The 23,512-nt window shown below is 60.6% G+C and carries 16 protein-coding genes and 4 pseudogenes; 5 read left to right on the top strand and 15 right to left on the bottom strand.

The genetic code is table 11. The features are described from left to right. Positions 1-4: 4 nt before the first annotated feature. The gene (locus JFV26_RS07405) at positions 5-493 is read right to left on the bottom strand and encodes an SRPBCC family protein (RefSeq protein ID WP_201191077.1); all 489 of its coding nucleotides are present in this window, start codon (positions 491-493) and stop codon (positions 5-7) included. Between the two features lie 169 nt (positions 494-662). Here JFV26_RS07405 and JFV26_RS07410 point away from each other — a divergent pair, with 169 nt between their 5' ends. Further along, positions 663-1,067, top strand: a complete 405-nt coding sequence (locus JFV26_RS07410; protein ID WP_201191079.1) for a GFA family protein — start codon at positions 663-665, stop codon at positions 1,065-1,067. A 205-nt stretch (positions 1,068-1,272) separates the two neighbouring features. After that, positions 1,273-1,677: a lysozyme inhibitor LprI family protein gene (locus JFV26_RS07415; protein ID WP_201191080.1), complete on the top strand. Its 405-nt coding sequence runs from the start codon at positions 1,273-1,275 to the stop codon at positions 1,675-1,677. 96 nt (positions 1,678-1,773) lie between these two features. Here the strand turns inward: JFV26_RS07415 and peaD are convergent, their stop codons facing one another. The 4 genes and pseudogenes from peaD to peaA all read right to left on the bottom strand — a co-directional run bounded on the left by peaD (position 1,774) and on the right by peaA (position 6,345). Beyond that, on the bottom strand, positions 1,774-2,892 hold the full coding sequence (peaD, locus tag JFV26_RS07420) for a quinohemoprotein amine dehydrogenase subunit beta (protein WP_201191082.1): 1,119 nt from the start codon (positions 2,890-2,892) through the stop codon (positions 1,774-1,776). A 23-nt stretch (positions 2,893-2,915) separates the two neighbouring features. Next, positions 2,916-3,238: pseudogene (gene qhpC / locus JFV26_RS07425) on the bottom strand (quinohemoprotein amine dehydrogenase subunit gamma). A gap of 1 nt (position 3,239) precedes the next feature. Next, positions 3,240-4,670, bottom strand: a complete 1,431-nt coding sequence (gene peaB / locus JFV26_RS07430; protein ID WP_201191091.1) for a quinohemoprotein amine dehydrogenase maturation protein — start codon at positions 4,668-4,670, stop codon at positions 3,240-3,242. Positions 4,671-4,764: 94 nt separating this feature from the next. Next, complete coding sequence (peaA, locus tag JFV26_RS07435) at positions 4,765-6,345, bottom strand: quinohemoprotein amine dehydrogenase subunit alpha (protein WP_201191100.1); 1,581 nt, start codon at positions 6,343-6,345, stop codon at positions 4,765-4,767. Between the two features lie 332 nt (positions 6,346-6,677). Between peaA and JFV26_RS07440 the strand changes: the two genes are divergently transcribed. Beyond that, positions 6,678-8,639 (top strand): amidohydrolase, encoded by a 1,962-nt coding sequence (locus tag JFV26_RS07440; protein WP_201191102.1) that lies wholly within the window; start codon positions 6,678-6,680, stop codon positions 8,637-8,639. A gap of 208 nt (positions 8,640-8,847) precedes the next feature. Next, positions 8,848-10,338, top strand: a complete 1,491-nt coding sequence (locus tag JFV26_RS07445) for an aldehyde dehydrogenase family protein (RefSeq protein ID WP_201191104.1) — start codon at positions 8,848-8,850, stop codon at positions 10,336-10,338. 123 nt (positions 10,339-10,461) lie between these two features. Here JFV26_RS07445 and qhpG read toward each other — a convergent pair whose 3' ends face one another. From qhpG to JFV26_RS07480, 7 genes and pseudogenes are all read right to left on the bottom strand, one after another. Further along, positions 10,462-11,751: a flavin-dependent monooxygenase QhpG gene (qhpG, locus tag JFV26_RS07450; protein ID WP_201191106.1), complete on the bottom strand. Its 1,290-nt coding sequence runs from the start codon at positions 11,749-11,751 to the stop codon at positions 10,462-10,464. Further along, on the bottom strand, positions 11,748-12,425 hold the full coding sequence (gene qhpE, locus JFV26_RS07455) for a subtilisin-like serine protease QhpE (RefSeq protein ID WP_201191108.1): 678 nt from the start codon (positions 12,423-12,425) through the stop codon (positions 11,748-11,750). The genes qhpG and qhpE overlap by 4 nt, the downstream gene beginning before the upstream one ends. Continuing rightward, entirely contained in the window at positions 12,415-14,133 is a 1,719-nt protein-coding gene (locus JFV26_RS07460) for an ABC transporter ATP-binding protein (RefSeq protein ID WP_201191679.1), read from the bottom strand. Before JFV26_RS07460 ends, qhpE begins: the two co-directional genes overlap by 11 nt. Next, positions 14,133-16,036 (bottom strand): annotated as a pseudogene (locus JFV26_RS07465) (sigma-54-dependent Fis family transcriptional regulator). Before JFV26_RS07465 ends, JFV26_RS07460 begins: the two are co-directional and overlap by 1 nt. A gap of 243 nt (positions 16,037-16,279) precedes the next feature. Next, on the bottom strand, positions 16,280-17,278 hold the full coding sequence (locus JFV26_RS07470) for a histone deacetylase family protein (RefSeq protein ID WP_201191109.1): 999 nt from the start codon (positions 17,276-17,278) through the stop codon (positions 16,280-16,282). 179 nt (positions 17,279-17,457) lie between these two features. Then, positions 17,458-18,686, bottom strand: a pseudogene (locus JFV26_RS07475) (Zn-dependent hydrolase). Positions 18,687-18,709: 23 nt separating this feature from the next. Further along, on the bottom strand, positions 18,710-20,020 hold the full coding sequence (locus JFV26_RS07480; protein ID WP_201191111.1) for an MFS transporter: 1,311 nt from the start codon (positions 20,018-20,020) through the stop codon (positions 18,710-18,712). 163 nt (positions 20,021-20,183) lie between these two features. Between JFV26_RS07480 and JFV26_RS07485 the strand changes: the two genes are divergently transcribed. Then, positions 20,184-21,116 (top strand): LysR family transcriptional regulator, encoded by a 933-nt coding sequence (locus JFV26_RS07485; protein WP_201191113.1) that lies wholly within the window; start codon positions 20,184-20,186, stop codon positions 21,114-21,116. On the opposite strand, the gene JFV26_RS07490 is transcribed toward JFV26_RS07485, so the two are convergent. The 3 genes and pseudogenes from JFV26_RS07490 to JFV26_RS07500 form a co-directional block, all read right to left on the bottom strand. Further along, the gene (locus JFV26_RS07490; RefSeq protein WP_201191115.1) at positions 21,113-21,724 is read right to left on the bottom strand and encodes an RraA family protein; all 612 of its coding nucleotides are present in this window, start codon (positions 21,722-21,724) and stop codon (positions 21,113-21,115) included. The two genes, JFV26_RS07485 and JFV26_RS07490, sit on opposite strands and share 4 nt — an antisense overlap. Further along, the gene (locus JFV26_RS07495; RefSeq protein WP_201191117.1) at positions 21,717-22,109 is read right to left on the bottom strand and encodes a RidA family protein; all 393 of its coding nucleotides are present in this window, start codon (positions 22,107-22,109) and stop codon (positions 21,717-21,719) included. The genes JFV26_RS07490 and JFV26_RS07495 overlap by 8 nt, the downstream gene beginning before the upstream one ends. 18 nt (positions 22,110-22,127) lie before the next feature. Next, positions 22,128-23,500, bottom strand: a pseudogene (locus JFV26_RS07500) (MFS transporter). Positions 23,501-23,512 lie beyond the last annotated feature (12 nt).

Below are 23,512 nucleotides of genomic sequence, written 5' to 3' on the forward strand. Positions count from 1 at the left end.
ACCTTCACTCGCCCTGATGCTCGCGGGCCTTGGTGCTGACTTTCAGAAACTCTTCGATATTGCTCATTTGCTCATCCCAGCCTCGGCTGTCCATACGGAACGCCTTGAGCCTGCGCGTCTGGGGAATGTGATCGAAACCGGACTCGGTGACCTTCAACAATGTACCGTTATCCATGTCTTCGAGCTCGAACAGCACCAGCGTGGTGGGCTCCTGGGAGTAGTCGACGTCCGGCTCCACCGCATACGGATGCCAGCGAAACGAAAACACCCGCTCCGGCTCGACCCGCTCCACCAGGACATTCCACAGCAAATGCTCATAACCGGGATACGTGATCTGCCCCTGGGTCCAGTCACCGGCGACAAAGCGCTTGCCCTCCAGTGACACGCCAAACCACTGGCCGAACGCTTCGGCATTGGCCAGCACGCGCCAGACCTGCGAACGCGGTGCCGTGAGCAGAATCTTCCTTTCGATGCGATCTGATGCTGGGTTCATAAGTCACCTCCTGTACTGAACAGTAGGCCTGTGAGACCACAAGACCAACCCTAAAGTTGTATCAGGCGGGTGCGCTTGTCGCTTTCGGGATCTTGGTCGCGCCTGCGCAAGCGCCTGACACGCACATGTTAAAGTACGCAACGTTTGAAATTCCAGCCAAGGACGCCCCATGCAACTTCCCTCCCTGCGCGGCAGTTGCCTGTGCAAAGCCATCGAATACCAACTCGATGGCCTCGACATGCCGATCGTCCATTGTCATTGCCAGACCTGCCGCAAGGCCCACGCTGCGGCGTTCGCCTCGACGGCCGGGGTCATGCGTGAGCATTTTCGCTGGACCAAGGGGCAGGACCGGCTGGGCAGCTACGAGTCGTCGCCGGGCAAGTTTCGGCATTTCTGTTCGGTGTGTGGCTCGCACTTGATGGCAGAGCGGTTGGCGCAGCCGCATGTGATCGTGCGGGTGGCGACGCTTGATGATGATCCGGGGATGACGCCGCAGGCGCATATCTGGATGGCTCATGACGTGTCGTGGCTTAAATATGAAGCCGTTGAACAATGCCCTGAGTGGCAGACATAAATTCCCGAGACTACGCAGAACCTAATGTGGGAGCGGGCTTGCTCGCGAAAGCGGTGTGCCAGGCAACATCGATGTCGACTGACACGCCCTCTTCGCGAGCAGGCTCACTCCCACAGGGGATTGTGGGGGACTGTAAATTGATTGATTCACTACCCGCTTCGCTACACTGCACCTCAATTTTCCATTGTCACCGCGAGAATCCCCCATGAACCCACGCTTTCTCCTGGCGCTGACGCCTCTGCTGTTCACCACCGTGGCGCATGCCGTGGACTGCGCCCACGCCAACGACCAGAGCACCATGAATCTATGCTCCGCCGAGCAGTACAAGGCCGCAGACAAAGAGCTGAATGTGCTTTACCAGCAGATCACCAAAAGGTTGAAGGACAGTCCCGATGCCAGGAAGCTGCTGGTCAGCGCCCAGCGTAGCTGGGTGGCGTTTCGGGACGCCGAGTGTGAGTTTTCTTCCTCCGGGGTGGCGGGTGGCAGCATGGAGGGGCTGATCTACAACCAGTGCACCACCCACCTCACCAAGGTTCGCGTCGAGACCTTCAAGAGTTACCTCAAGTGTGAGGAAGGCGATATGAGCTGCCCGGTGCCCTCCAACTCTTAAAAGCGAAAAGATCGCAGGCTACGCCAGCTCCTACAAGGATCGCGTAACACTGTAGGAGCTGCCGAAGGCTGCGATCTTTTGATTGTCTGCCGAGAATCAGCGCACAAAGATCTGCGCCGTGGTAATCGCCATATCCCCACCCGGCATTTTGATGCTGCCGATCTGTTTCAGGCTCTCGGCATCGAAGATCGCCACATCATTGAACGTCCCGGCCAGGTAGATCTTGCTGCCGTCCTTGTTGAAGGAAATGCAGTAGTAGGAGTGATCCAGCGTCGCCGACTGCAGCAGTTTTTTCTGCTTGATGTCGTACTTGGCCAACCGGTTGAGCACACCGAACATCAGGTTCGGGTCCTTCGGTGAGCGCATGCCGCTGAAGTAGATTTCCGTCAAAGGACCAAAATCGGTGGTTTCGGTCTTGCCGGTTTTCAGGTCGATACTGAACAGCCCGTAGAGGTATTCGGCGGTCAGCGGGTCCTGCTTCTTGTCCTTGAATTTCGCCGCGGTGTAGAGCAGCGAGAAGTCATGGCGATAGGTCTGCTGGTTCCACACGTAGAGCACGTCCGGCGCGCTGTAGTTCTCGCGTTTCCAGTGACGGCTGGGGATCAGTACATCGAACTTGCCGGTTTTGACATCGACCTTGTAGACGTCCGCCCCCGCCACATACAGCGTGCCATCGTCGCCACTTTGCATGATGGTCAACTGCCGTGGCGCCGGGAAACTGCGCACGGGTTTGGCGTCCATGCCAGCGTCGGTGGCGTAGACATCGAGCCGCGGTTGCTGCACTTCATAGCGGTCGTTGAGCATCAGCGTCGGGTTGGCGACAGCGAACAGTTCCTTGCCGTCATGGCTGAGGGTGAAGGCGAACATCGAGCGCGCTTTCTCACCGGGTTTCTGGGTGATGCTGGTGTGGAACACCTGTTTGCAGTTATCCAGCTCAACGCCGTAGATGTCCGCATAGTGGTTGTTCAGCACGTACGCGGTCTTGTGATCCGGCGACAGTTGGACGGTGCCAGGACCGAAGGCGTCCGGCATTTTGCAGGTCTTGAACAAGGTGTCGGTGGCCAGGTCAATCACGTTCAGGTTATTCGGGTAATTGGTGGTCAACATGTACTCGTGACCGTCTTGCAGTGCAGTGTTTTCATCGGCCAGAACGTTAAGCGAACAGACGCTCAGGACGGCGAACGCGGCCAGGCCGCAGGCTTTGACAATAAGCATGCTGAAATCCTTCTGAGGTCCGATCACTTATCTTTTGGGAAGACAGTCCCGAGGTTGCGCCAACTCTCGTTCGAGGCCTGCGCGTCCTTGTTCCAGTCCGGGTAAGTGCTCATCATGTCGGGCACCTGGGCCGGCCACCAGCACGGGTCGGAACAGCCATAAAGATCCGCTTCCATCGGCTGGCACAGCGACGACACACCGCCAAAGGCGTCGATTTCCCAACCGGGTCGGTGGTCGAGGCGCAGCCGGCGACCGAGCTCATCGCCACCACTTCTTCAATGCGGTTTTCGGCTGCGGCCTGATCGAGCTTCAGCGCTTTGTTATTGATTGCCTTGAGATGTTTCATATCAGTGAGCCTTGCGCGGAGTGATGTAGCTGCTGATAAACGCAGGGTTGTGGGCCATGATCCGGGTGTAGACCTCGATGCCGAAGTCGACCCAGTCACGCATCAGTTCGCAGTAGTGATAGGTCGGGTGGGTCGGGTCGCCGTAACGGGCATAGCTTTCGTGATAGCAGCCGCCGGAGCAGAGGTTGCGGATCTGACAGTCCTCGCAACCGGTGTTGGTGCGGTCCAGGCGCTGGGACAGGAAGTCGTTCAATTCGACCTGTTTTACACCGCTGTGCACGTTGCCAAACGTCGGCAGTGACGAGCCGGTAAAGCGGTGGCACAGGTTCAGCTCACCCTTGTGATCCACTGCCAGCATCTTCAAACCCGCGCCACATGGCAGGGCTTTTTTATGGCCTTCGTGGATGTCGGTGATCAACTGGTGCAGGTTGGAAAAACCGATATTGCGGTGCTCCAACGCGGCTTCCAGGTAACGCCGGCCGAGTTTCTTCATGTTGGCAAAGACTTCGATCAGCTCCTCGCTGGACAGGTTGAAGGTGCTGATGTCGCCAGACGTCACCGGGGCGAAACCGACTTCGGCAAACCCCAGTTCGTTGAACAGATGATCCCAGATGGTTTCGACATCGGTGACGCCGGTGGTCAGGGTTACCCGCGCGCCGACCGGGCGGCTGTTGTAGCGCGACAGCAGCATCTCGGCCTTGCGCCGCACCACGTCATAGGTGCCCTGCCCGCCCACGGTGATGCGATTGCGGTCGTGCACGGTTTTCGGCCCGTCGATACTCACAGAGAGCCCGAAACGGTGGGCGTTGAGGTAGTCCACGGTGTCTTCGGTGAGCAGCGTGGCGTTGGTGGTCATGACGAACTCGACGAACTTGCCCGCCTCGGCAAACCGCTTTTCACAATAATCGACCATGTACTCGATCAGCTTGCGGTTGCTCAACGGCTCCCCACCGAAAAACACCACGGTGAAACGCTCTTCATCCGGGGATTCGCGCAGCAGCATTTCTACCGACGCGACCGCCGTTTCAACGTCCATTTTCTTGCCGGCCGACGGCTTGTCGAGGTCTTCCTTGTAGCAGTAGGTGCAGCTCAAGTTGCAGCCGGTGTTCACGTTGAGCACCACGGTATTGATCGCCGTGCGCTCGACTCGTTTGGTGCCGATGTCCGGGGTCAGTGGCGAGCCGTCGCTGACCAGTTCCAGGGCCATCAGCTCGCGCAGGGTTTCGGTGATTTCGTCACCGTTAAAGCGTGCGGCCAAACGCTGGATCAGGTCCTCCGACGAACAGCCGGGACCGCGCAAGGTATCGATGATGGTGCCGGTCAGCTCATCGCTGGCGAACAGCGAACTGCTGGGGATGTGGAACAGCATGCGGTCGGCGTCGACGTGCACTTCGTGCAGATTGCGTTCAACCAGATTCAAAATAGCGCCCATTGCAACCTCCTGTGCAAACCCCGGTTTCGAGGCCTGCGGTCATTCCGAAAAAGTGTCTGAAGCCGTTGCGGTCAGCTAGCTCACGTTTTCAACATCATGGAATGGGTGGATTGTTCCAGCGTTGCACGGTGACGATCATGTGGCCTTCGCCGGTCAGGGATTTTCCTGCCTCGTCGACGGCGGCGATCACCTTGAGGTTGCCGGCATTGTTGGTGGACATTTTGCGCTGCGGGTTTGGCCCGGCATCGCCCGGTGTAAACACGCCGCTGTCGGCCTGCATGGTGCCGGCGAACTTGACGTCCTGGTCTTCCTTGGCGCGGTCATCGAAAGCTTCGACCTTCCACTGCGCCGGGAACACGCCGATGCGATACGACTTGCCGTCGGCGCCCTTGCCCCAGGCTTCAGCATCGAAACGGCCCTGGACTTTCGGCGTCGAACCTCCGCCCTCGCCGATCCGCGCCACCGAGAATTCCGGCACGACTTTGACGGCATCGATGCTGCTGTAGACCGACAGGGTCGGGCCTTTCAGCATGCCGACAGTGACGTTGCGCAGGCCCGGTTGAGCATTCGCAGCAGCCTTGAGTTTGACCTTGATCCGGTCAGGGCTTTGCTCGACGACGGCGACCACTTCCACGCCTTTGCCGAAGTTCGGTTTGCCGGTGAGGCCGCTGCCAATCAACGTCACTTCGGTTTCAGCACCAGCCTTCAGATAACCCGGTTGAACGGCCAGCAAACGGCTGCTGCCCTGCTTGGCGGCAACGAAGTCCAGACCACGCTCATCGTGCTCAGCCTCGAACATCCGGCCCTGCATCGCGGTGCCTTGGGCGGCGAACACCTGGCGCATGGTCACGCCGTCGATGGTCACGTTACCGCGCCATTCATAACCGCTGTAGAGAATCGCGCTACCGTCGCCGTTGAACGGGCTGCCATCGGCGTATTGGCCTTTGACGCTGACCTTGAAGGTGTCGCTGCCATCGGCCGTGACGCTCATCACGCCGGCCAGTTCGCCTTTACCCGGCAAGTGGCCGCTGAAGCTCCAGTCGCCCACCAGCGCATCGGCTTTCGGCGCGACTTTCAGCCAGGCTTTCCAGGCCGGGTTGTCCAGCGGATAACGCTTGGCCAACAGGGGCACCATGTCCTTACGGGCGATATCAAACCAGTCGCGATCCCGAGCCAGGGCCTGGTACTCCAGCGACGGCCATTGACCGAGGTGGAAGTTCACCAGACGCTCCCACTCCTGGGCCGGACGGCGTTGCAGCGCAACCCGCGCACCGGAGTGGCAGCGGCCGCACATCTGGCTGGTCTGGTCGTCGAAATGCTCGACGGTATTGAGCCGGCGCTCCAGCGCATAGCGCACGCCATCGGTCTCGCTCGGCGCCAGGCCCTGGGTGTCGGCCAGGTATTTGACCAGGGTGCGGCGGTCGTCATCGCTGATCTGCAAACCGTGCATGGTCTGCATCCGGGCGATGCTCATCAGCCAGCCTTCCGGGGTCTTGCGCTGGTGGCTGATGCGGCTCAGGGCGTTATCGGCTTCGGGGGTGTGACAGCCCTGACAGGTTTCCTTGAGGATGGTCTGGGCGTCGCGGGCTGCCAGGCTGTAAGGCGAATGCAGCGCCACACAAGCGGCCACGGCCAGCAGGCCGGCGCTCATGCCTGATCGGAGTCTTCTCTTCATCAACGTCGAACCTCGCACGGTGCTTTCTTATTGTTGTGGCTTATCGTTTTTATGGTTTCTGCCACCGGCGGCGAGCCGCTGGCGGAGGCAAGAGAAACGTCTGCGATGAGCAATACACGGAGCGTGCCAGCTTATTAATAGTCTTTTAAATCAATAAACTGTGATGAAAAATCAGTTTACAACCGGGCTTCGAAAGGCAAGCCGGCGTCTAATATCGCGACAGCTGTTGCAGTCTGAGACAAGGATAACCAACTCCCGAACCACTGCTACGCTTGCAGCGCGCACATCGTGTGCGTTACGCCTCAAACCACCGAAAACCTGAGGAACGCGTCATGGGATCAAACGGAAATGATCACAATTGCACCCATTGCGGCTGCGAAAACCCCATCTGGAATGCACTCAAACACACTTTCGACCCAACGGCCCTTGCGAGCCAGCTGCCCAAGCTCGGGCCAGAACCTGATAGCGAGTCGGTCATCTTTACCGGCGGGGTGATTTACCCGCTCAAGGACGGCAACATGGATGAGCGGGTCGAAGCGCTGGGCATCCATGGTGGCGACGTCGTCGCCTCCGGTAGCCTCGGCCACGTCCAGGCCCACATGAAAGCCAAAGGCATCGCCTGGACGACCCGGCAACTGGACGGCAAAACCCTGCTGCCCGGCCTGATCGAACCCCACGTGCACATCGTGCAGACGTGCGCGATTGAAGGCTGGCTGGACCTGGGCGCCATCCAGGATTCGTCGAATCCGGAGGACGTCAAAGGCCCGCACGACATTAAACAGGATCAGCGGCTACGCCCCCGCTATGACTGGAACTGGCTGAAGGAAGAAATCAACCAGCACATTCCCGAAGACACTTCGACCTGGATACTCGGCCGCATGGTCGACCCGGCTCTGATGCCATTCACGGAAGTGAAAAACGGCCTCAACCAACTCACAACCTTTTACTGCGATATCGATGAAACCGGGGATAACGTCGGCAACCTGGACAACATCGTGTCGCAAAACCCGTTGTTGATGGTCAGCGCTTCGATGCACACCTTTTACTTGAACACGGCCGCGTGCAAAGCCGTCTACAACAGCCACAACCCGAGCAGCAAAAAACTGCGCGAGCACTACGCAACCTGCCAGGATTTCATCGACGCCACGCGCGGCAATCTTCAGGAGGAGGCCGGCATGATGCCTGCCATTCTGTCGATTCCGCTCAAGCAGGCCCTCGACGTGTTGAACATCTTCAACCACCTCAAGGCCTATTTCGATAAAGCGTCCAGCCGGGGCGTCACCCTGCTCTACGACGCCATGATGGACACGTTCTCCAAAATCGTCCTCGGCATCTATGATCTCAAGCACCACAGCAACGTGCGGATCGGTTATGCCGCGCCCTACGATAGCATTGGGAAGAAATACCATCCCGTGACCAAAGAAGCCGCCAGGCGTTTTTATCAAGGTGGGCTCAAGTTGATTTCGGACGGCTCCAACCAGGGGCTGACGGGCTATCAGGCGCAGCCGTACTGCTGTGAGACGAAGCCCGAGTTGGGTAACTTCAACTTCTGTGATCCGGATGGAACTACAACCCCGACAGTCATTCCCGACGCCTATCAGACCACCATCAATACGGCCATGAAGGACGGCTGGCCGCTGATGATTCATGCCAACGGTGAACGGGCGATCAGTTTCACCCTCAGCGCTTATGAGGCCGCGCTGAAAAAAACCAGCGGGCTTGAAAAACGTCACCGTATCGAACACTGCTCGCTGTTAACCGAAGACCATCTCAAAGACATGAAAAGACTGGGCATCTCACCGAGCTTTCTGATCGGTCATGTCGGTTACTGGGGCTACGCATTCGAAAAGGCGATTTTCGAGGAGAAAGCCACGAAGATGCTCGACCTGTGCAAGTCGGCCCTGGACCATGGATTGAGAATCTCGCTGCACAGCGATTGTTCGGTCACCCCACTGGGGCCGCTGCGCTCCATGGAGCAAGCCGTGACCCGAAAAATGGAAGGCATGCGTGATGCGCAAGGCCATTTCATCAGTGACCCGCGTCAGCAACCGATCCTCAACGAGGCCGAGTGCCTGACACGCCAGCAAGCCTTGAAAGCCATCACCTATGACGCCGCTTGGCAGTGCCATGCCGACCAGTGGATGGGCTCGTTGCAGGATGGCCATTTTGCCGACCTAGTGATTCTCGAGCAGAACCCGCTCGACGAAAAAGTCCCAGCGACCAGCATCCGCGATATCAAGATCTGTGAAACCTGGAAAGGTGGCCGCAAGGTCTATGCCCACCCTGAAAAGTGATCGGTAGCACCGGGCGTCCGACGTGATAGGTCGGGCGCCCATCACCGCGAAACCGTCTCAAGCGCGTCTCAGATTGCGACACACGCGCCCCTTCCTCAGCCTCTTTTGAAAGCTGAAACCCCGTTAAACCGCCGCTGTTACTGCTCGCCAGCAAACTGGCACAACCGTTGCGAAAGCGCTGATCTCACGAATAAAAAGAGATCTCGCCATGTCGCTTCCTTATTTGCTTCCCGCCACTTCGGCCTTCATCCAGCGCGCGCCGCGCATGCTGATCGGCGGCGACTGGGTCGAGGCCGCCGACGGCCAGACCATGCCGCTGCACAACCCGGCCACTGGCGAAATGCTGTGCGTGGTGCCACGGGCGACGCCCGAGGATGTCGACCGTGCAGTACTCGCCGCCCGCCAGGCCTTCGATGATTCAGCCTGGACCCGCACCCGCCCGCGTGAGCGGCAAAACCTGTTGTGGAAACTCGCCGACCTGATGGAGCGCGACGCCGAGCTGCTGGCGCAACTGGAATGCCTGAACAACGGCAAAAGTGCGGCGGTGGCTCAGATGATGGACGTGCAATTGTCCATCGATTTCCTGCGCTACATGGCCGGTTGGGCGACCAAAATCGAAGGCTCCAGTGTTGAAGTCTCGTTACCGCTGATGCCCAACGATCAGTTCCACAGTTTCATCCGGCGCGAAGCAGTGGGCGTGGTCGGTGCCATCGTCGCCTGGAATTTTCCGTTGCTGCTCGCCTGCTGGAAACTCGGCCCGGCCCTGGCCACCGGCTGCACCATGGTGCTCAAACCCGCCGACGAAACCCCGCTGACCGCACTGAAACTCGCCGAACTGGTGCTGGAAGCCGGCTACCCCGAAGGCGTGTTCAACGTGGTCACCGGCACCGGCATCACGGCTGGCTCGGCCCTGACCCACAACCCGTTGGTGGACAAGCTGACCTTCACCGGCTCGACCGCTGTGGGTAAGCAGATCGGCAAGATTGCCATGGACTCCATGACCCGGGTGACCCTGGAACTGGGCGGCAAATCGCCAACCATCGTCATGGCCGACGCCGACCTGAAGACTGCCGCCGCCGGTGCTGCAAGTGCGATTTTCTTCAACCAGGGCCAGGTCTGCTGCGCCGGTTCCAGGCTGTATGTGCAGCGCAAGCATTTCGAGAATGTGGTGGCGGACATCGCCGACATCGCCAACGCCATGAAACTCGGCAATGGCATGGACCCGAGCGTCGAGATGGGGCCATTGATTTCGAAGCGTCAGCAGGAGCGGGTTTACGGATATATCGAAAAGGGTCGGGAAAGCGGCGCGACCATCGCGTGCGGCGGCGAGCAGTTCGGGCCGGGGTTCTTCGTCAAACCGACAGTGATTGTCGATGTCGATCAGAAGCACTCGCTGGTGCAGGAAGAAATCTTCGGCCCGGTGCTGGTGGCAATTCCGTTTGATGACGAAGCCGATGCGCTGCGCATGGCCAATGACAGTCCGTATGGATTGGGGGCGAGTATCTGGTCCAATGATCTGGCGGCGGTGCACCGGATGATTCCGCGGATCAAGTCAGGGTCAGTGTGGGTCAATTGCCATAGCGCGCTGGACCCGGCGCTTCCGTTTGGCGGGTACAAGATGTCCGGGGTTGGGCGGGAAATGGGGTATGCGGCGATTGAGCATTACACCGAGTTGAAGTCGGTGTTGATCAAGTTGTAATCGGCGGCGTTCTTTAGGGCGCTATCGCGAGCAAGCTCGCTCCCACATGGGTTTTGTGTCGATCACAAATCCACTGTGGGAGCGAGCTTGCTCGCGATGAGGCCAGCCAAGTCACCCAACATGTCAGGGCTTGAAACCCTGCTGCAACAACCAACCCCGAACCACCCGCCCCTGCTCCACCGTCAACCCGGCCAACGCCTGCTCCGCTGGCTCGCTGCGCAACCGCCGCACCAACGGCGCCAACTCAACCCCCTGAACATGCCAGATCCCCAGCGGCTGATCCGCTGTCACCACCACTTCAACCTCATCTACAAACCCATCCCGCAGCACCGGCGCCCGCTCAATCCGCAACGCCGCAAAATCCGCCTCGACATGCGCCACCTCGGCATCCGGCCACTGTCGCCGAGCCTGCCAGAACGGTTGATCCCGCCAGCGCTGCTCATCGGCATAAAAATCTCGTCCGATCCGGGCAAAGCGCAAAAACAACTGCTCCACCCGCCGCTGATGAAAGCGCTGGGCCAACGCCGTTCGCTGCGGCTTACGCAGCAAGGTGTTGATCACCGTGGGCGCCTGCAATGCCGAGGACAACGACTGAAAAATCCCGTTGCCCGATAACGGGTCTACCGCCATCGCCGCGTCACCCACCCGAATCCAGTTATCGCCGCAGACCTGTGGGCACAAAATCGCTGTGCTGCTGCGGGCGTGCAGTTGCAGATCGTATTCAGGTTGATGACCGAAAAACGCCCGAGCCACTTCCGAACCGTGGCGCCGCTGACGACAGTAATCAAGCAACTGAGCCTTACCCGGTAACGAAGCACTGGCCACGTCCACCGTCCATTGCCAATAACATTGACCGTCGGCCCGCCGCGCCATCCAGGCCCAGCCGTCCTCAAGACTTTCCACAGCGCTGGCGGTACTGCCCGGCGTGCCTTGCCAGCGATTGAGCAGGCTGACCGTCTCCGGCCCGCGCAAGCCTTTACCGAGCGCTGGAGCGGAACGTCCACGAGCCTCCACCAGAAAATCCGCGACCAACACGTCGTGTCCTTCAATTTCGACCCGATGCCCGGTAGCCGAGGACCGCACCGTCAGCACCCGCCCTTCGATCATCTCAACACCAGCCAGACGCAAATCCTCGCGCAATCCACGATCAAAACTCGGACGGTCCAACAAATATTCGATGTTCTGCGCATGCTGCTGACCATTCCACGACACCTGTCGCTGGGAAGGTAGCGCCGCGTCCGCCAATGCGTGATTCAGTCCCGCGCCGCGCAACGCCTCCAGCACTCGAATGGAAACCCCTTCGAGCGCGGCAAACCGTCGCCATTCGCTGACCAGCGTCACCGGGTAACCGAGTCGACGCAAACCCAAGGCAACCGCCGCTCCTGCGGGCCCTGCGCCAAGAATCAAAATCATGGCCCGCTGCGCCGTTCTGGACCACGATAACGAGCGTTCTCTCGCAGCCATTCAATGACCTGCTCATTGCTCACATCAGGATGAGCAACCAGGAAACCGGCAATGTGTCCGCTCAACGCCGCACACCCCAGACTGGCCCCGGACTGCCCCGGATACGTCCCATGCACACACGCCGCGAAATCCGCCTGGGCGCTGTAGAGCCACGACCATTCACTCTCGGCACAACGGGCATCACCAGTGACGCGCAACACCTGTGGATATTTCGCTGGATACACGCCCTCGCCCTGAGCCGGACTCGATGCACACAACAACACGCCGCTCGCCACGGCTGCCGCGCAGGCTTCGCGCAACAAGCTGCGGTCCTGCCGCAACCCCAGGCTCAAATTGATCAGCCGCACATCCTGCGCCACCAGCCAGTCAATCGCCGTGGCGATCTGCAAGGCACTGGTGACGCCACGCTGGTCAAACACCTGCGCCACACAAAACACCGCCGCCGGCGCGCGCCGCCCGATGGCCTCGATCACCGCGCTGCCGTGGCCAAGCGGATCGTCGCGTAAATCACTTTCCGCCAACCCATCCTCCAGCAACGAAAACCGGCGCCCCGCAACAACCTGCACTCGCTGCACCGCCGAATGACCGCTGTCCACCACGCCAATTCGCAGTTCAGGCTTCATGCATCACCGTTTTCGAGGTGAGCACACCGTCGAGCAATTCAAAGCGCAGATCGGCGTCCGCCAGAGTCGATGGACGATGGCTGATAAGGATGCGCGTACGCCCGGCAAACAGTCGGTCGATGGCTTCGATCACTTCACGCTCGGTGGCTTCATCCACCGCCGAAGTCGCTTCGTCGAGCACCAGAATCAATGGGTCCTGCAACAGCGCCCGGGCAATGGCGATCCGCTGTTTCTGCCCGCCGGAGAGCTGCTGACCGCGCTCACCCAACGGACTGTCGAGGCCTTCGGGCAAGGATGCGATCAGGCTGTCGAGTTGCGCCAACTGCGCAACACCGGCAATCGCCTCGCGACTGGCATCCGGCACCGCATACGCCAGGTTATCGGCGAGGCTGCCGCGAAACAGCACGATGTCCTGACTGACGATCGCAATCCGTCGACGCAGCTCGAACAGGTCCAGTTCCCGTAGATCGATTTCCCCCAACAACACCCGGCCAGATTGCGGATCGTGATGCCGTTGCAGCAGGTCGATCAGGGTCGATTTGCCGACACCCGAGCCGCCACTCAGGGCGACTTTCAAACCGTAGGGAATGCGTGCATCAATCCCGCGCAAGGTGCTCGGACGCCCCGGATGGCTGAAATGCACGTTGTCAAAACGCAGCTCGCCGCAGCGCGGTATCGGCTGCGGCGTGACCGGTGTGAGCACGGTCGGCTCTTCGCCGCGCAACTCCATGACGCGCCCGAGGCTGACGGTCATCCGCTGAATGGCGACATAGAGCCCGAGCAGACTTTGCACCGGCCCCACCGCCATCCCGAGATAAGTTGAAAACGCGATCAGCGCGCCGAGTTGCCACGTCCCCTGCACCACCCAATAACCGCCGATCAAAAACGCACAGGCCCGCGACAACGACGTCAGTGTGCCGGGCACAGCCTGGGTGAAAAACTCGGTGACTTGCAGGCGCAGCAACTGGCTCATATAACCCTGGCCCAAGCTCTCCAGCCGTCGCGCTTCGCGTTGTTGCTGGCCGGCGGACTGGATGAATTTCATCACCGGCAGGGTCTCGACCATGAATGACGACATGTCCGCCGAACGCTCGCGCAATTGCCGCACATCGCGCTCGACCTTGCGCCGCATCCAGCGCAGCCACAGCACGTCGAGGGGAATCAACACCAGCGCCAGCAGCGAGAGTTTCCAGGACAAGGTCAGCAGCATCGCCACGGAGAAGAACAGCCCGATCACGCTCGATACCGCCGAAAACAACGAGTCCACGGCAAAGCGCTGAATCTCTGCGACGTCGCCATCGAGGCGCGACATCAGGTCGCCGATCCGCCGCTGGCCATAGAAGCTCGGCGACAAGGTCTGCAAGTGTCGATAAAGGTCATCGCGCAGGGCGAACAGGATCCGTCCGGACAGCCGCGTGTGCAGGTAACGGTTGATCCCCGACAGCGCCGTACCGAGCAAACCGGCGACGATCATCAACCCCGCGATCAGCACCAACACCGGGAAATTGCGCCCCAGCAGGCCGTCGTCAATCAGCAGTTTGGTCAACCACGGTTGCACCAGCACCAACAACGAAGCGCAGACCGACAACCCGAGCAACCCGGCAATCGCCAGTCGATGCGGTCGCACGAAGCTGTAGAGCCAGCGCAACGAAGATTGCAGGGCTTGCGGATTCTGGCTGTCGATCAGCCGAACGATCAGGCGCTGCATCACGGGCGCAACTGCTTGAGTTTGCGATACAGGGTCGCGCGGCTGATGCCCAACGCGTCGGCGGCGGCCGAGACATTGCCCTGATGCGCGTCGAGGGATTGGCGAATCAGCTCCAGTTCGTTTTCGCGAATGCTCCCGGCCTGCGGGCGTTCGGTGGCGGTCAAGTCATCGAGCATGCTGTCGGGCAAGTGGTCGAGGGTGAGCACGGTGTCCCCCACCTCGCGCATCGCCAACGCCGTGCGCAAGACCATCTCCAATTGGCGGATGTGCCCGGCCAGTGATAGCCGCCGAGCAATTTGCTCAGGTCGTCGTGCAAGGTGACGGTCGGGGCGTCGAGTTTGGCCAGCAGTCGACCGACCAGGCCACTGAAATCTTCGCGTTCGCGCAGCGGCGGGAGCATCACGCTGATGCCGTTGACCCGGTAGAACAAGTCTTCGCGAAAGTGTTTGTCCTCGACCAGACGCTTGAGGTCGCGGTGGGTGGCGCAGATCAGTGCGACGTCGATGTCCTGCTCTTCGCCAGCGCCCAATGGCGCGACTTTGCGGTCCTGCAACACCCGCAGCAGTCGCGCTTGCAAGGCCAACGGCATGTCGCCGATTTCATCGAGGAACAAGGTGCCGCCGTGAGCCTGTTGCAGGCGCCCGACCATGCCGCCACGGCGTGAACCGGTGAAGGCGCCTTCGCGGTAACCGAACAATTCTGACTCGATCAGGCCTTCGGGGATCGCCGCACAGTTCACCGCGACGAAGGGTTTATCGCAGCGCGTGCCGGCCATGTGCAGGGCACGGGCGATGACCTCTTTACCGGTGCCGGTTTCGCCGAGCAGCAACACCGGCAGTTCATTCGCCAGGCCTTGTCGGGCCATGCGCAAGGCGCGGGCATAACGGACATTGCTGCCGGCCAGGGATTCGAGGTCCGGTTGTGGTTTGGCGGGTTTGGCAACCGGGCGCGGCGTGGTGCCGACGTTGATCGAACGCTGCGGTGCACGCAGGGTTTTGTAGAAGAATTCGCCCTTGGCGGTTTGCAGGCTGCCGATGCCGCCCTGTTGCAGCCGGGCCAGCAGTTGCAGGCCATCGACCCCGAGAAACTCCTCGCAGCGGTGCCCCACCAGTGCCGAACGCTCGGCGCGCAACAATTGGCAGGCCTGGGCGCTGACCGCGAGGATCTGCCCGCCGAGGCTCACCGCCAGCAGGCCTTGCCACGGCGATTCGAGGTACTGCCGACGGCTGTGGAACGCGAGGACGATCTGGTCCGGATAACTGGCGTTGAACACCCGGCTTTCAATCTGGCTGACGGCCATGGCCAACAACGCAGTGCTGTCGTGAACCCGGCCGAGTGGGCCTTCGCGAGTGAGGTCGAGGACGCCGAGGATGTCGCCTTGCGGGCAGTGGATCGGCACTGAGGTGCAGGAGAAATCGCTCAGCCGATCCAGGTAATGTTCGCCGCAATCGATCAGGGTCGGTCGGGCTTCGACCAATGCGGTGCCGAGGGCGTTGGTGCCGCGAGCGGCTTCACTCCAGCAGGCGCCGAGGGTGATGTCTTGCAGGCCAGAGCCCTTGAGGCGGTCGGCGCGGCCTTCGACGGCGAGGATGGTCGCGTCGGAGTTGGCGAGGATAATCAGCCCTTCCTTGCCCTGGCGCTCGGCCAGGTAATCGATGGCCGGCATCGCGGCGTCGATCAGCAGGCGATTGCTCGCCAGCAACACTTCAAGACTGGCGCTCGATTCGAGCGTCAGTTCGTGTTTGCCGTTGAAATGCACGCCGTGGCTGAGGCTGCGCCGCCACGAGGCATCGATTTCCGCACGCAATACGCCATCGGGGACTTCGCCTTCGAGGTGAAGCTTTTCCCGGGCCAGCCGTGCTTCCTGTTGCGGTTTGGGATGTGTTGTTTTTATGAGTGTCATCAAGCGCTCCGCAGCGGTCCGCTCGGCGCTTTTTGAAATCAGCGCCCTGATGCCAATCTTTACGTTAACGTCAGGGCGATGGCAAGAGTTAGGTAAAGGAAGGCTTGCCTGTGGCGAGGGGGCTTGCCCCCGTTCGGCTGCGAAGCAGTCGTAAAACCATCGCCTGCGGTTTACCTGACACCCCGCAGTCGCAGGTTTTGGGGCCGTTGCGCGACCCAACGGGGCAAGCCCCCTCGCCACAGGTCAAAGGTGCCAAACGTCGGAATTCACAAAAAACGCCCGGGCGTTGTCCTCAAGACTCTCCAGGTGATAACCGCCCTCCTGCACAATCAGGCACGGTAACCCAAGGCTGCGAATCCGCTCGCCCAACACTGCAAACCCTTCCCGCGTCACCGCCACTTTACTCTGCGGGTCCAATTCAAAAATATCGAACCCCAGGGACAGCACCAGCACCTCGGCACCAAAGTCTTTCACCGCCGCCAACGCCACCTCAAGTTGCCCGAGGAAATCCGCCTCGCTAGCGCCGTGAGCCATCGGCAGATTCAGGTTGAAACCCTCCCCCGCCCCGACGCCACGCTCATCGGCAAACCCGGCCACCCCCGGATAGAAGTTGGTCGGATCGCCATGCACCGAGACGTACAGCACGTCATCACGCTCGTAGAAAATCTCTTGAATGCCCTGGCCGTGATGCATGTCGGTGTCGAGCACCGCCACCCGTTCAAACCCGCCGAGCAACACTTGGGCCGCGACTGCGGCGTTGTTCACGTAGCAGAAACCGCCGGCCGCTTCGGCTCGGGCGTGGTGCCCCGGTGGACGGCACAAGGCATACGCGGCCGGTTCGCCGTCGAGTAACGCCTGGGCACCGGCAATCGCGCTTTGCGCCGACCAATAAGCCGAACGCCAGGTCTGCTCACCCACCGGGCAACTGCCATCGGCCAGATAACGGGCAGCCTGGGCGAGAATCCCGCGCAGGGCGTTGGGCTCGCGGACGAAGATGTTCGACATGACTTCGTCGCCCCAGTCCTCGGGGATTTCCTTCCAGCGTTGATGGGCTTCCTGCAGGAACGCCAGGTACGGCGCACCGTGTACCGCCAGCAAAGGAGCGAGTCCCGCGTCGGCGGGTTGCTCGACTTTGAAGCCCAAAGAATGAGAAGCCTGTACCAATCTTTGAGCGCGCTCCGGCACTTCCTGTGGCGTGCGCATTTGCCCGCGGGAGTAGTAGCTGCGTGGATGGTGGAGCAATTGTTCGGGGTGAAAAAACTGCGCATGGGATAAATTCCTGTCAGCTAAACGTAGATCTTGAAACCGGGTGCATCCTCCTGTGGGAGCGGGCTTGCTCGCGAATGCGGTGTGTCATTCAGCATCGATGTTGGCTGATACTCCGCCTTCGCGAGCAAGCCCGCTCCCACATTGGATCGGGTTTATTCAGCTCTTTGGGCGCGAGCCAGGACTGCGTGGAGCAACACGTCAGTGCCCTGTCGCACGTCCTCAGGCAACACGTCTTCCGCTTCGTTATGGCTCAACCCACCCACACATGGGATAAACACCATCGCTGTCGGGCAGAACCGCGCCAGGTGAATCGCGTCATGCCCGGCGCCACTGACAATCGATTGCTGAGCGTAGCCCAAGGCATCCACCGCGTGCTGCACCGCCGCCACGCACTCGGCGTCGAATGGCGTGGCCGGGCTGATCCAGTGTGGGGTGATGGTCAGATTCAGGCCACGACCGTCGGCAATCGCCTGAAGTCGTGCGCGGACTTGCTGCTCCATCGCCTCAATCGCTTCGTCACGGTGATGACGCAAGTCGACGGTGAAATTCACCAGACCCGGAATGGTGTTGCGCGAGGATTTATTGATACCCAACTCGCCAACGGTGGTCAGGCCTTCCGGGGCGAAATCAGTGGCTAGAACTTCGATGGCCTGAATCATCTGCGCCACGCCGTAGAGGGCGTCCTTGCGCAACGGCATCGGCGTGGTTCCGGCATGCGCAGCCATGCCTTCGACCCGCACGTCGAGCCAGCGAATCGCCTGGCCGCCAGTGACCACGCCGATGCTCTTGGCATTGTCTTCGAGGATCGGCCCTTGCTCGATGTGCGCTTCAAAGTACGCATCCACCGCGCCGCCCAACGGCCGCTCGCCGGCATAACCGGTGCGTTGCAGCGCTTCGGCGACGCTGATGCCATCGATGTCACGCACCATCAGCGCCGCGTCCAGTTGCATGATGCCGGTGAACACCGCCGAGCCAAACATCGCCGGGGTGAAACGCGCGCCTTCTTCGTTGGTCCACACCGCCACTTCCAGCGGCTTGCGGGTCTGGATGCCAAGGTCGTTGAGGCAACGAACCACTTCCAGACCGGCGAGCACGCCGTAAACGCCATCGAACCGGCCCCCTCAGGCTGGGTGTCGAGGTGACTGCCCATCATCACCGGTGCAGCGTCCGGATCGGCGCCGGCGCGGCGGGCGAACAGGTTGCCGATAGCATCGACGCTCAGGGTCATGCCGGCTTCGCGGCACCAATGGGAAAACAGTTCGCGACCGGCCTTGTCTTCATCGCTCAACGCCAATCGGCAACTGCCACCGCGGGCCGTGGCGCCGATTTCGGCCATGGCCATCAAACTCGCCCACAGGCGTTCACCATTAATTTTCAACATAAGTTACTCCTGCAAACGTTGGATTAAGCGTTGGCCAATTCAAGGCGTTCAGCGCTGGCATGGCGACGGGCAAGGGACAAGACACAGATCAAGGAAGTGGCAGCGATCAGGCTGTAGAACACCGCCAGCGGCCACCATTGGCCGGCGAACTTGTGCGCCAGCAAAGTGCCGATCAGCGGCGTCAGGCCACCAGCCACCGCACCGCAAATCTGGTAGGCCAGGGAGATCGCGGTGTAGCGCACGCGCGTCTCGAACATACCGCTGACGTACCCGGCAATCACCGCGTAGAACGACGCCATGCACACCACCGCCAAGGCGATGCCAAGGATGATCAGCGGCGCCTGGGCCGAGCTGACCAGCACGAACATCGGGTACGGCGAGGCCATCGCCAGCAGCGACATCAGGCACAGGAACCGCGTCGCGCCGATCTTCTCGGCGACCCACGCTGCCAGTGGTTGAATACAGAACTGAATGACCGCCACCACAAACAGGCACTCAAGGATCAGCGAGCGCGGCAGCGCGAGTTGCTGGGTGGTGTAGGCGATCATGAAAGTGTTGGTGAAATACACCCCGGCGATTCCGAGTGTGTTGGCGCCGATGCACAGCAACAGTGGCCGCCAAGCCGTGCGCAAGACTTCCATCACCGGTGCCTGCTCTTTACGCGTGCTTTTGCTCGCCAATTCTCGGCTGGCGAGAAACTCCGGGGATTCATTCACGCCCAGGCGAATCGCCAGGCCGACCAGCAACAACAGCGAACTGGCGAGGAACGGCAGACGCCAGCCCCAGCTCATCAAGTCTTCTTCGGACAAACGAGTGACCGCGCTGAAAGCGAGCAGCGACAGGATTAAACCGGCCGGGCTGCCCAGTTGCGCAAACGAAGCGAAGAAGTTGCGTCGCCCTTTCGGCGCATGTTCGCCTGCCATCAATACCGCGCCGCCCCACTCGCCACCAACGGCGATGCCCTGAACGATGCGCAGCAGGATCAACAGCGCCGGCGCAGCCACACCGATTTGCCCGTAAGTCGGCAGCAAACCGATGCACACCGTGACCACGCCCATCATCAGCAAGGTGATGATCAGCGACTTCTTGCGGCCAATACGGTCGCCAATATGGCCAAAGATAATCCCGCCCAACGGTCGAGCGAAAAAGCCCACGGCGAAGGTGCCGAACGCGGCCATGGTGCTGAACAGTTTGTCGTCGGAGGGAAAGAACAGCGCGCCGAACACCAGGGCGGCGGCGGTGGCGTAGATGTAAAAGTCGTACCACTCGATCATGGTGCCGATGAAGGCAGCCGCCGCGGCACGGCGCGGCTGAGACGAAGCAACAGGCTTCATGGGGTCAGGCTCCTTTGATTGTTTTTTTGGCAGGAGTGAAACAGCAAAACCGAGGCACTCTGGCGGTGCCTGTCTGGGGGTGATTTATCGTCCCGGGGCTATGATTAGTCAATTTTCTATTTATTATGCGAACTATTACGCCAGCTTATAATCGAGAACCACCATGGCCGAACGCGACGTGCAACGCCTGCTCAATGACCGTCTGGACTGGAACCTGCTGCGTACCTTTCGGGTGATCGGCCAGGAACTGAGCATCAGCCGCGCCGCCGCCCGCCTGCACCTGACGCAACCGGCGGTGAGCCAGGCGCTGAAGCGGCTGGAAGAACAACTGGGGCGCCAATTGATCGCCCGACGTGGACCACGGTTTGCCCTGACAGAAGTCGGTGAGCAGATCTTCGAACTGGCCGGGGAAATTTACGGGCAGATGTCGCAAGTCAGCAGCGTACTGGAGCAACCGGCCGACGAAGTGATCGGCAAGGTGCGGCTGTTGATCATCAGCCGAATCTTCTCCGAGCGCTTCGATGACTTCCTCGCCGACTTCCATCGCCACCATCCGCGGGTGGATCTGGAAGTGGATGTGATGCGCAGTTCCGACATCGTCAGCGCCCTCCAGGAAAAGACTGCGACCCTTGGCCTGAGCCTCAATCGTCGGCCGCAACCGCGCCTGGAACAGCGATTGTTCCTGCGCCAGCGCTATGCGTTTTTCTGCGGCAAGCACCATGCCTTGTTCGGGCAGCTGAACGTTGCCGAAGGGGATTTGCAGCGGGAGAATTTCGTCAGTTTCACCAGCGACCAGATTGGCGGCATGCTTTCGCCGCTGACGATTTTCCGTGATCAGCAAGGTTTCAGCGGACGGATTGTTGCGTCTTCACCGAGCCTGGAAGAAGTCCGAAGACTGGTGATCGCCGGCTTCGGCATTGGCTGCTTGCCCGAGCACGTGGTGGCGGCCGACGTCGACGCCGGATTGCTCTGGCGCCTGCCACCCCACGAAGGGATTGCCGATGTGGACATTCATTTGCTGTGGAACCGCGAGCAGCGCATGAGCCGGGCCGAGACGATCTTCATCGAGAGCTTGCAACGCTGCCTGACGGCCTAGACGCGCAACACCTGCGCCACCGGCTCACCGGCCCGCAAACGCTCAAGCAAACGCGGTTCGGCAAGATCGGACGCCAACGCCTGATCGATGACCCCGGCTGCCGTTGGCCAGTCGAGAAACAGCACGCCGTTGTCGTCCGCCAGCACCAGATCCCCTGGATTGACCGTCACGCCGGCACACTGGATCGGTTGATTGATCTGGCTGTCCCCACGGCCATGCAACTTGGTGGTCAGCAGGCTGGTGCCACGGGCGAAGACCGGCAGCCCGGCCTCGCGCAGTTCCAGTAAATCGGTGACTGCGCCATCCACCACAATGCCCACGGCCCCCGCGCAACTCGCGGCGCAACTGGTGACGGCGCCGACCGGAGCGTGCTGCCAGTCGCCATCGGTGTCGATCACCAGCACATCGCCGGGTTTGATCAGCGCCAGGGCCTGGTTGACTGCGATGGCATCGGCGCCGACCAGTTTCAGGGTCAGCGCCCGGCCGACCAGTTTCACATTGGGGACCATGGCCCTCAGTTGCGAATCGGCAAAGCCCTTCTCCAGGAAGTGCCCGAGGGTCGGAAAACTCACGGTTTTGAACTGCTCGATCAGCCGGGACTCATCCATGTTGCGACTCCCTGACAATTAGCTCGGCAACGCAATCGATCTCCAGCGACACGCCCCACAACGCCACGCACACCGTGGTCCGTGCCGGCGGTGCATGGCCGAGAAACTCGCGATACACCGCATTGAACGGCTCCAGTTGCGCCGGATCGGTGAGGTAGGCGTTGACCTTGATCACGTGGCTGAAATCAGACCCGGCTTCAATCAGGATCGCCTCCAGGTTGCGCAAGGTTTGCCGAACTTGTTCGGTGAAATCGGCGGGTTGGTCATCAAGAGTGTTCTGGGCCGGAATCTGCCCGGCGGTGAATACCAGATGGCCGCTGATCACTGCCTGGGAGTAAGGGCCGACCGGGCCGATAAAGCCTGGGGCGGATTGAATTCTGCGCATGGTGTTGAGCTCCTTGGGTCAGGCCGCAGCTGATTTGAAGGGTTTGTTGTGAGTGTCGGCAGGCGCCCCAACCGGGACTTCACTGATGTCTCGCTTGAAGGTCTCGGTTAGCAGTAACAGCGCCAGCAACGAAATCAACGCCGCGCCGATCATGTACCAGGCCACCGAAGAACCTTTGCCGGTCGCCGCCAGTAGCGCGGTGGTGACGATCGGCGTCGCCGCACTGCCGAGCAGGCCGGACAACATGTAGCTGATCGACAGCCCGGAATAACGCACCCGCGTGCCAAACAACTCGGCGAGAAAAGTTGCGATCGGCCCGTAGTTGGCGGCGAACGCGGTCATCAACAACAAGTAGCCGAAGATCACCAGCGGCAGTTCTTTGGTGTCCATCAACCAGAACATCGGGAACGCCACCAATGCTTCGGCGACGATGCCGGCAACGATGATCGGTTTACGTCCGTAGCGGTCCGACAGCGCACCGAACACCGGCAACATAACGATGCACCAGACGCAGGACAGCAACACCACGCCGAGCATCGTGCTGCGGCTGAAGCCCAGATTTTGCGTGCCGTAAGTCAGGCCAAACGCGACGATGATGTTGAACGAAGCACCGGTCGACATCGTCGCGATCCCCCGAGCACCACTTGCTTCCAGTACTTGCGAAAGACCTCCGCCAGCGGCATTTTCACCTGCACCTCAGCTTCCTTGACCTTGTTGAAGGCCGGGGTTTCAGCGATGTTCAAGCGGATATACAAACCCACGGCAATCAGCAGCACGCTGGCCAGGAACGGGATACGCCAGCCCCAGGCCAACAGGTCTTCGGGAGACAGGAAAGCGGCGATCAACAGGAAGGCCAGGTTGGCGATCATGGTCCCGGCCGGAACGCCGATCTGCACCCATGATCCGTACAAGCCGCGCTTGTTGGCCGGCGCATGTTCCACCGCCATCAACACTGCCCCGCCCCACTCGCCGCCCAACGCCAGGCCTTGAACCACCCGCAGCAATAACAACAGGATTGGCGCCCAGATTCCGATGGCCGCGTAGTTGGGCAACAAGCCAATGGCAAACGTGGCCGCGCCCATGGTCAGCAACGAAATCAGCAACATCGACTTGCGACCCAAGCGGTCACCGAAGTGCCCGAACAATGCCGCGCCGACGATTCGCGCCAGATACGCCGAGGCGAAGGTGCCGAAGGCCAGTAACGTGCCGATCAAGGGCACGAAGTCCGGGAAGAACACTTTGTTGAACACCAGCGCGGAAGCGGTGGCGAAGACAAACAAGTCGTACCACTCCACCGTGGTGCCGATGACACTGGCCACCGCGACTTTTTTCATGCTGATGGCAACTTCCGGCGGTGCGCCGGACTTTTCTGCGGACGATAGATCGCTCATCACTGACTCCAG

Source organism: Pseudomonas sp. TH31, from assembly GCF_016650815.1.
Lineage (GTDB): Bacteria > Pseudomonadota > Gammaproteobacteria > Pseudomonadales > Pseudomonadaceae > Aquipseudomonas.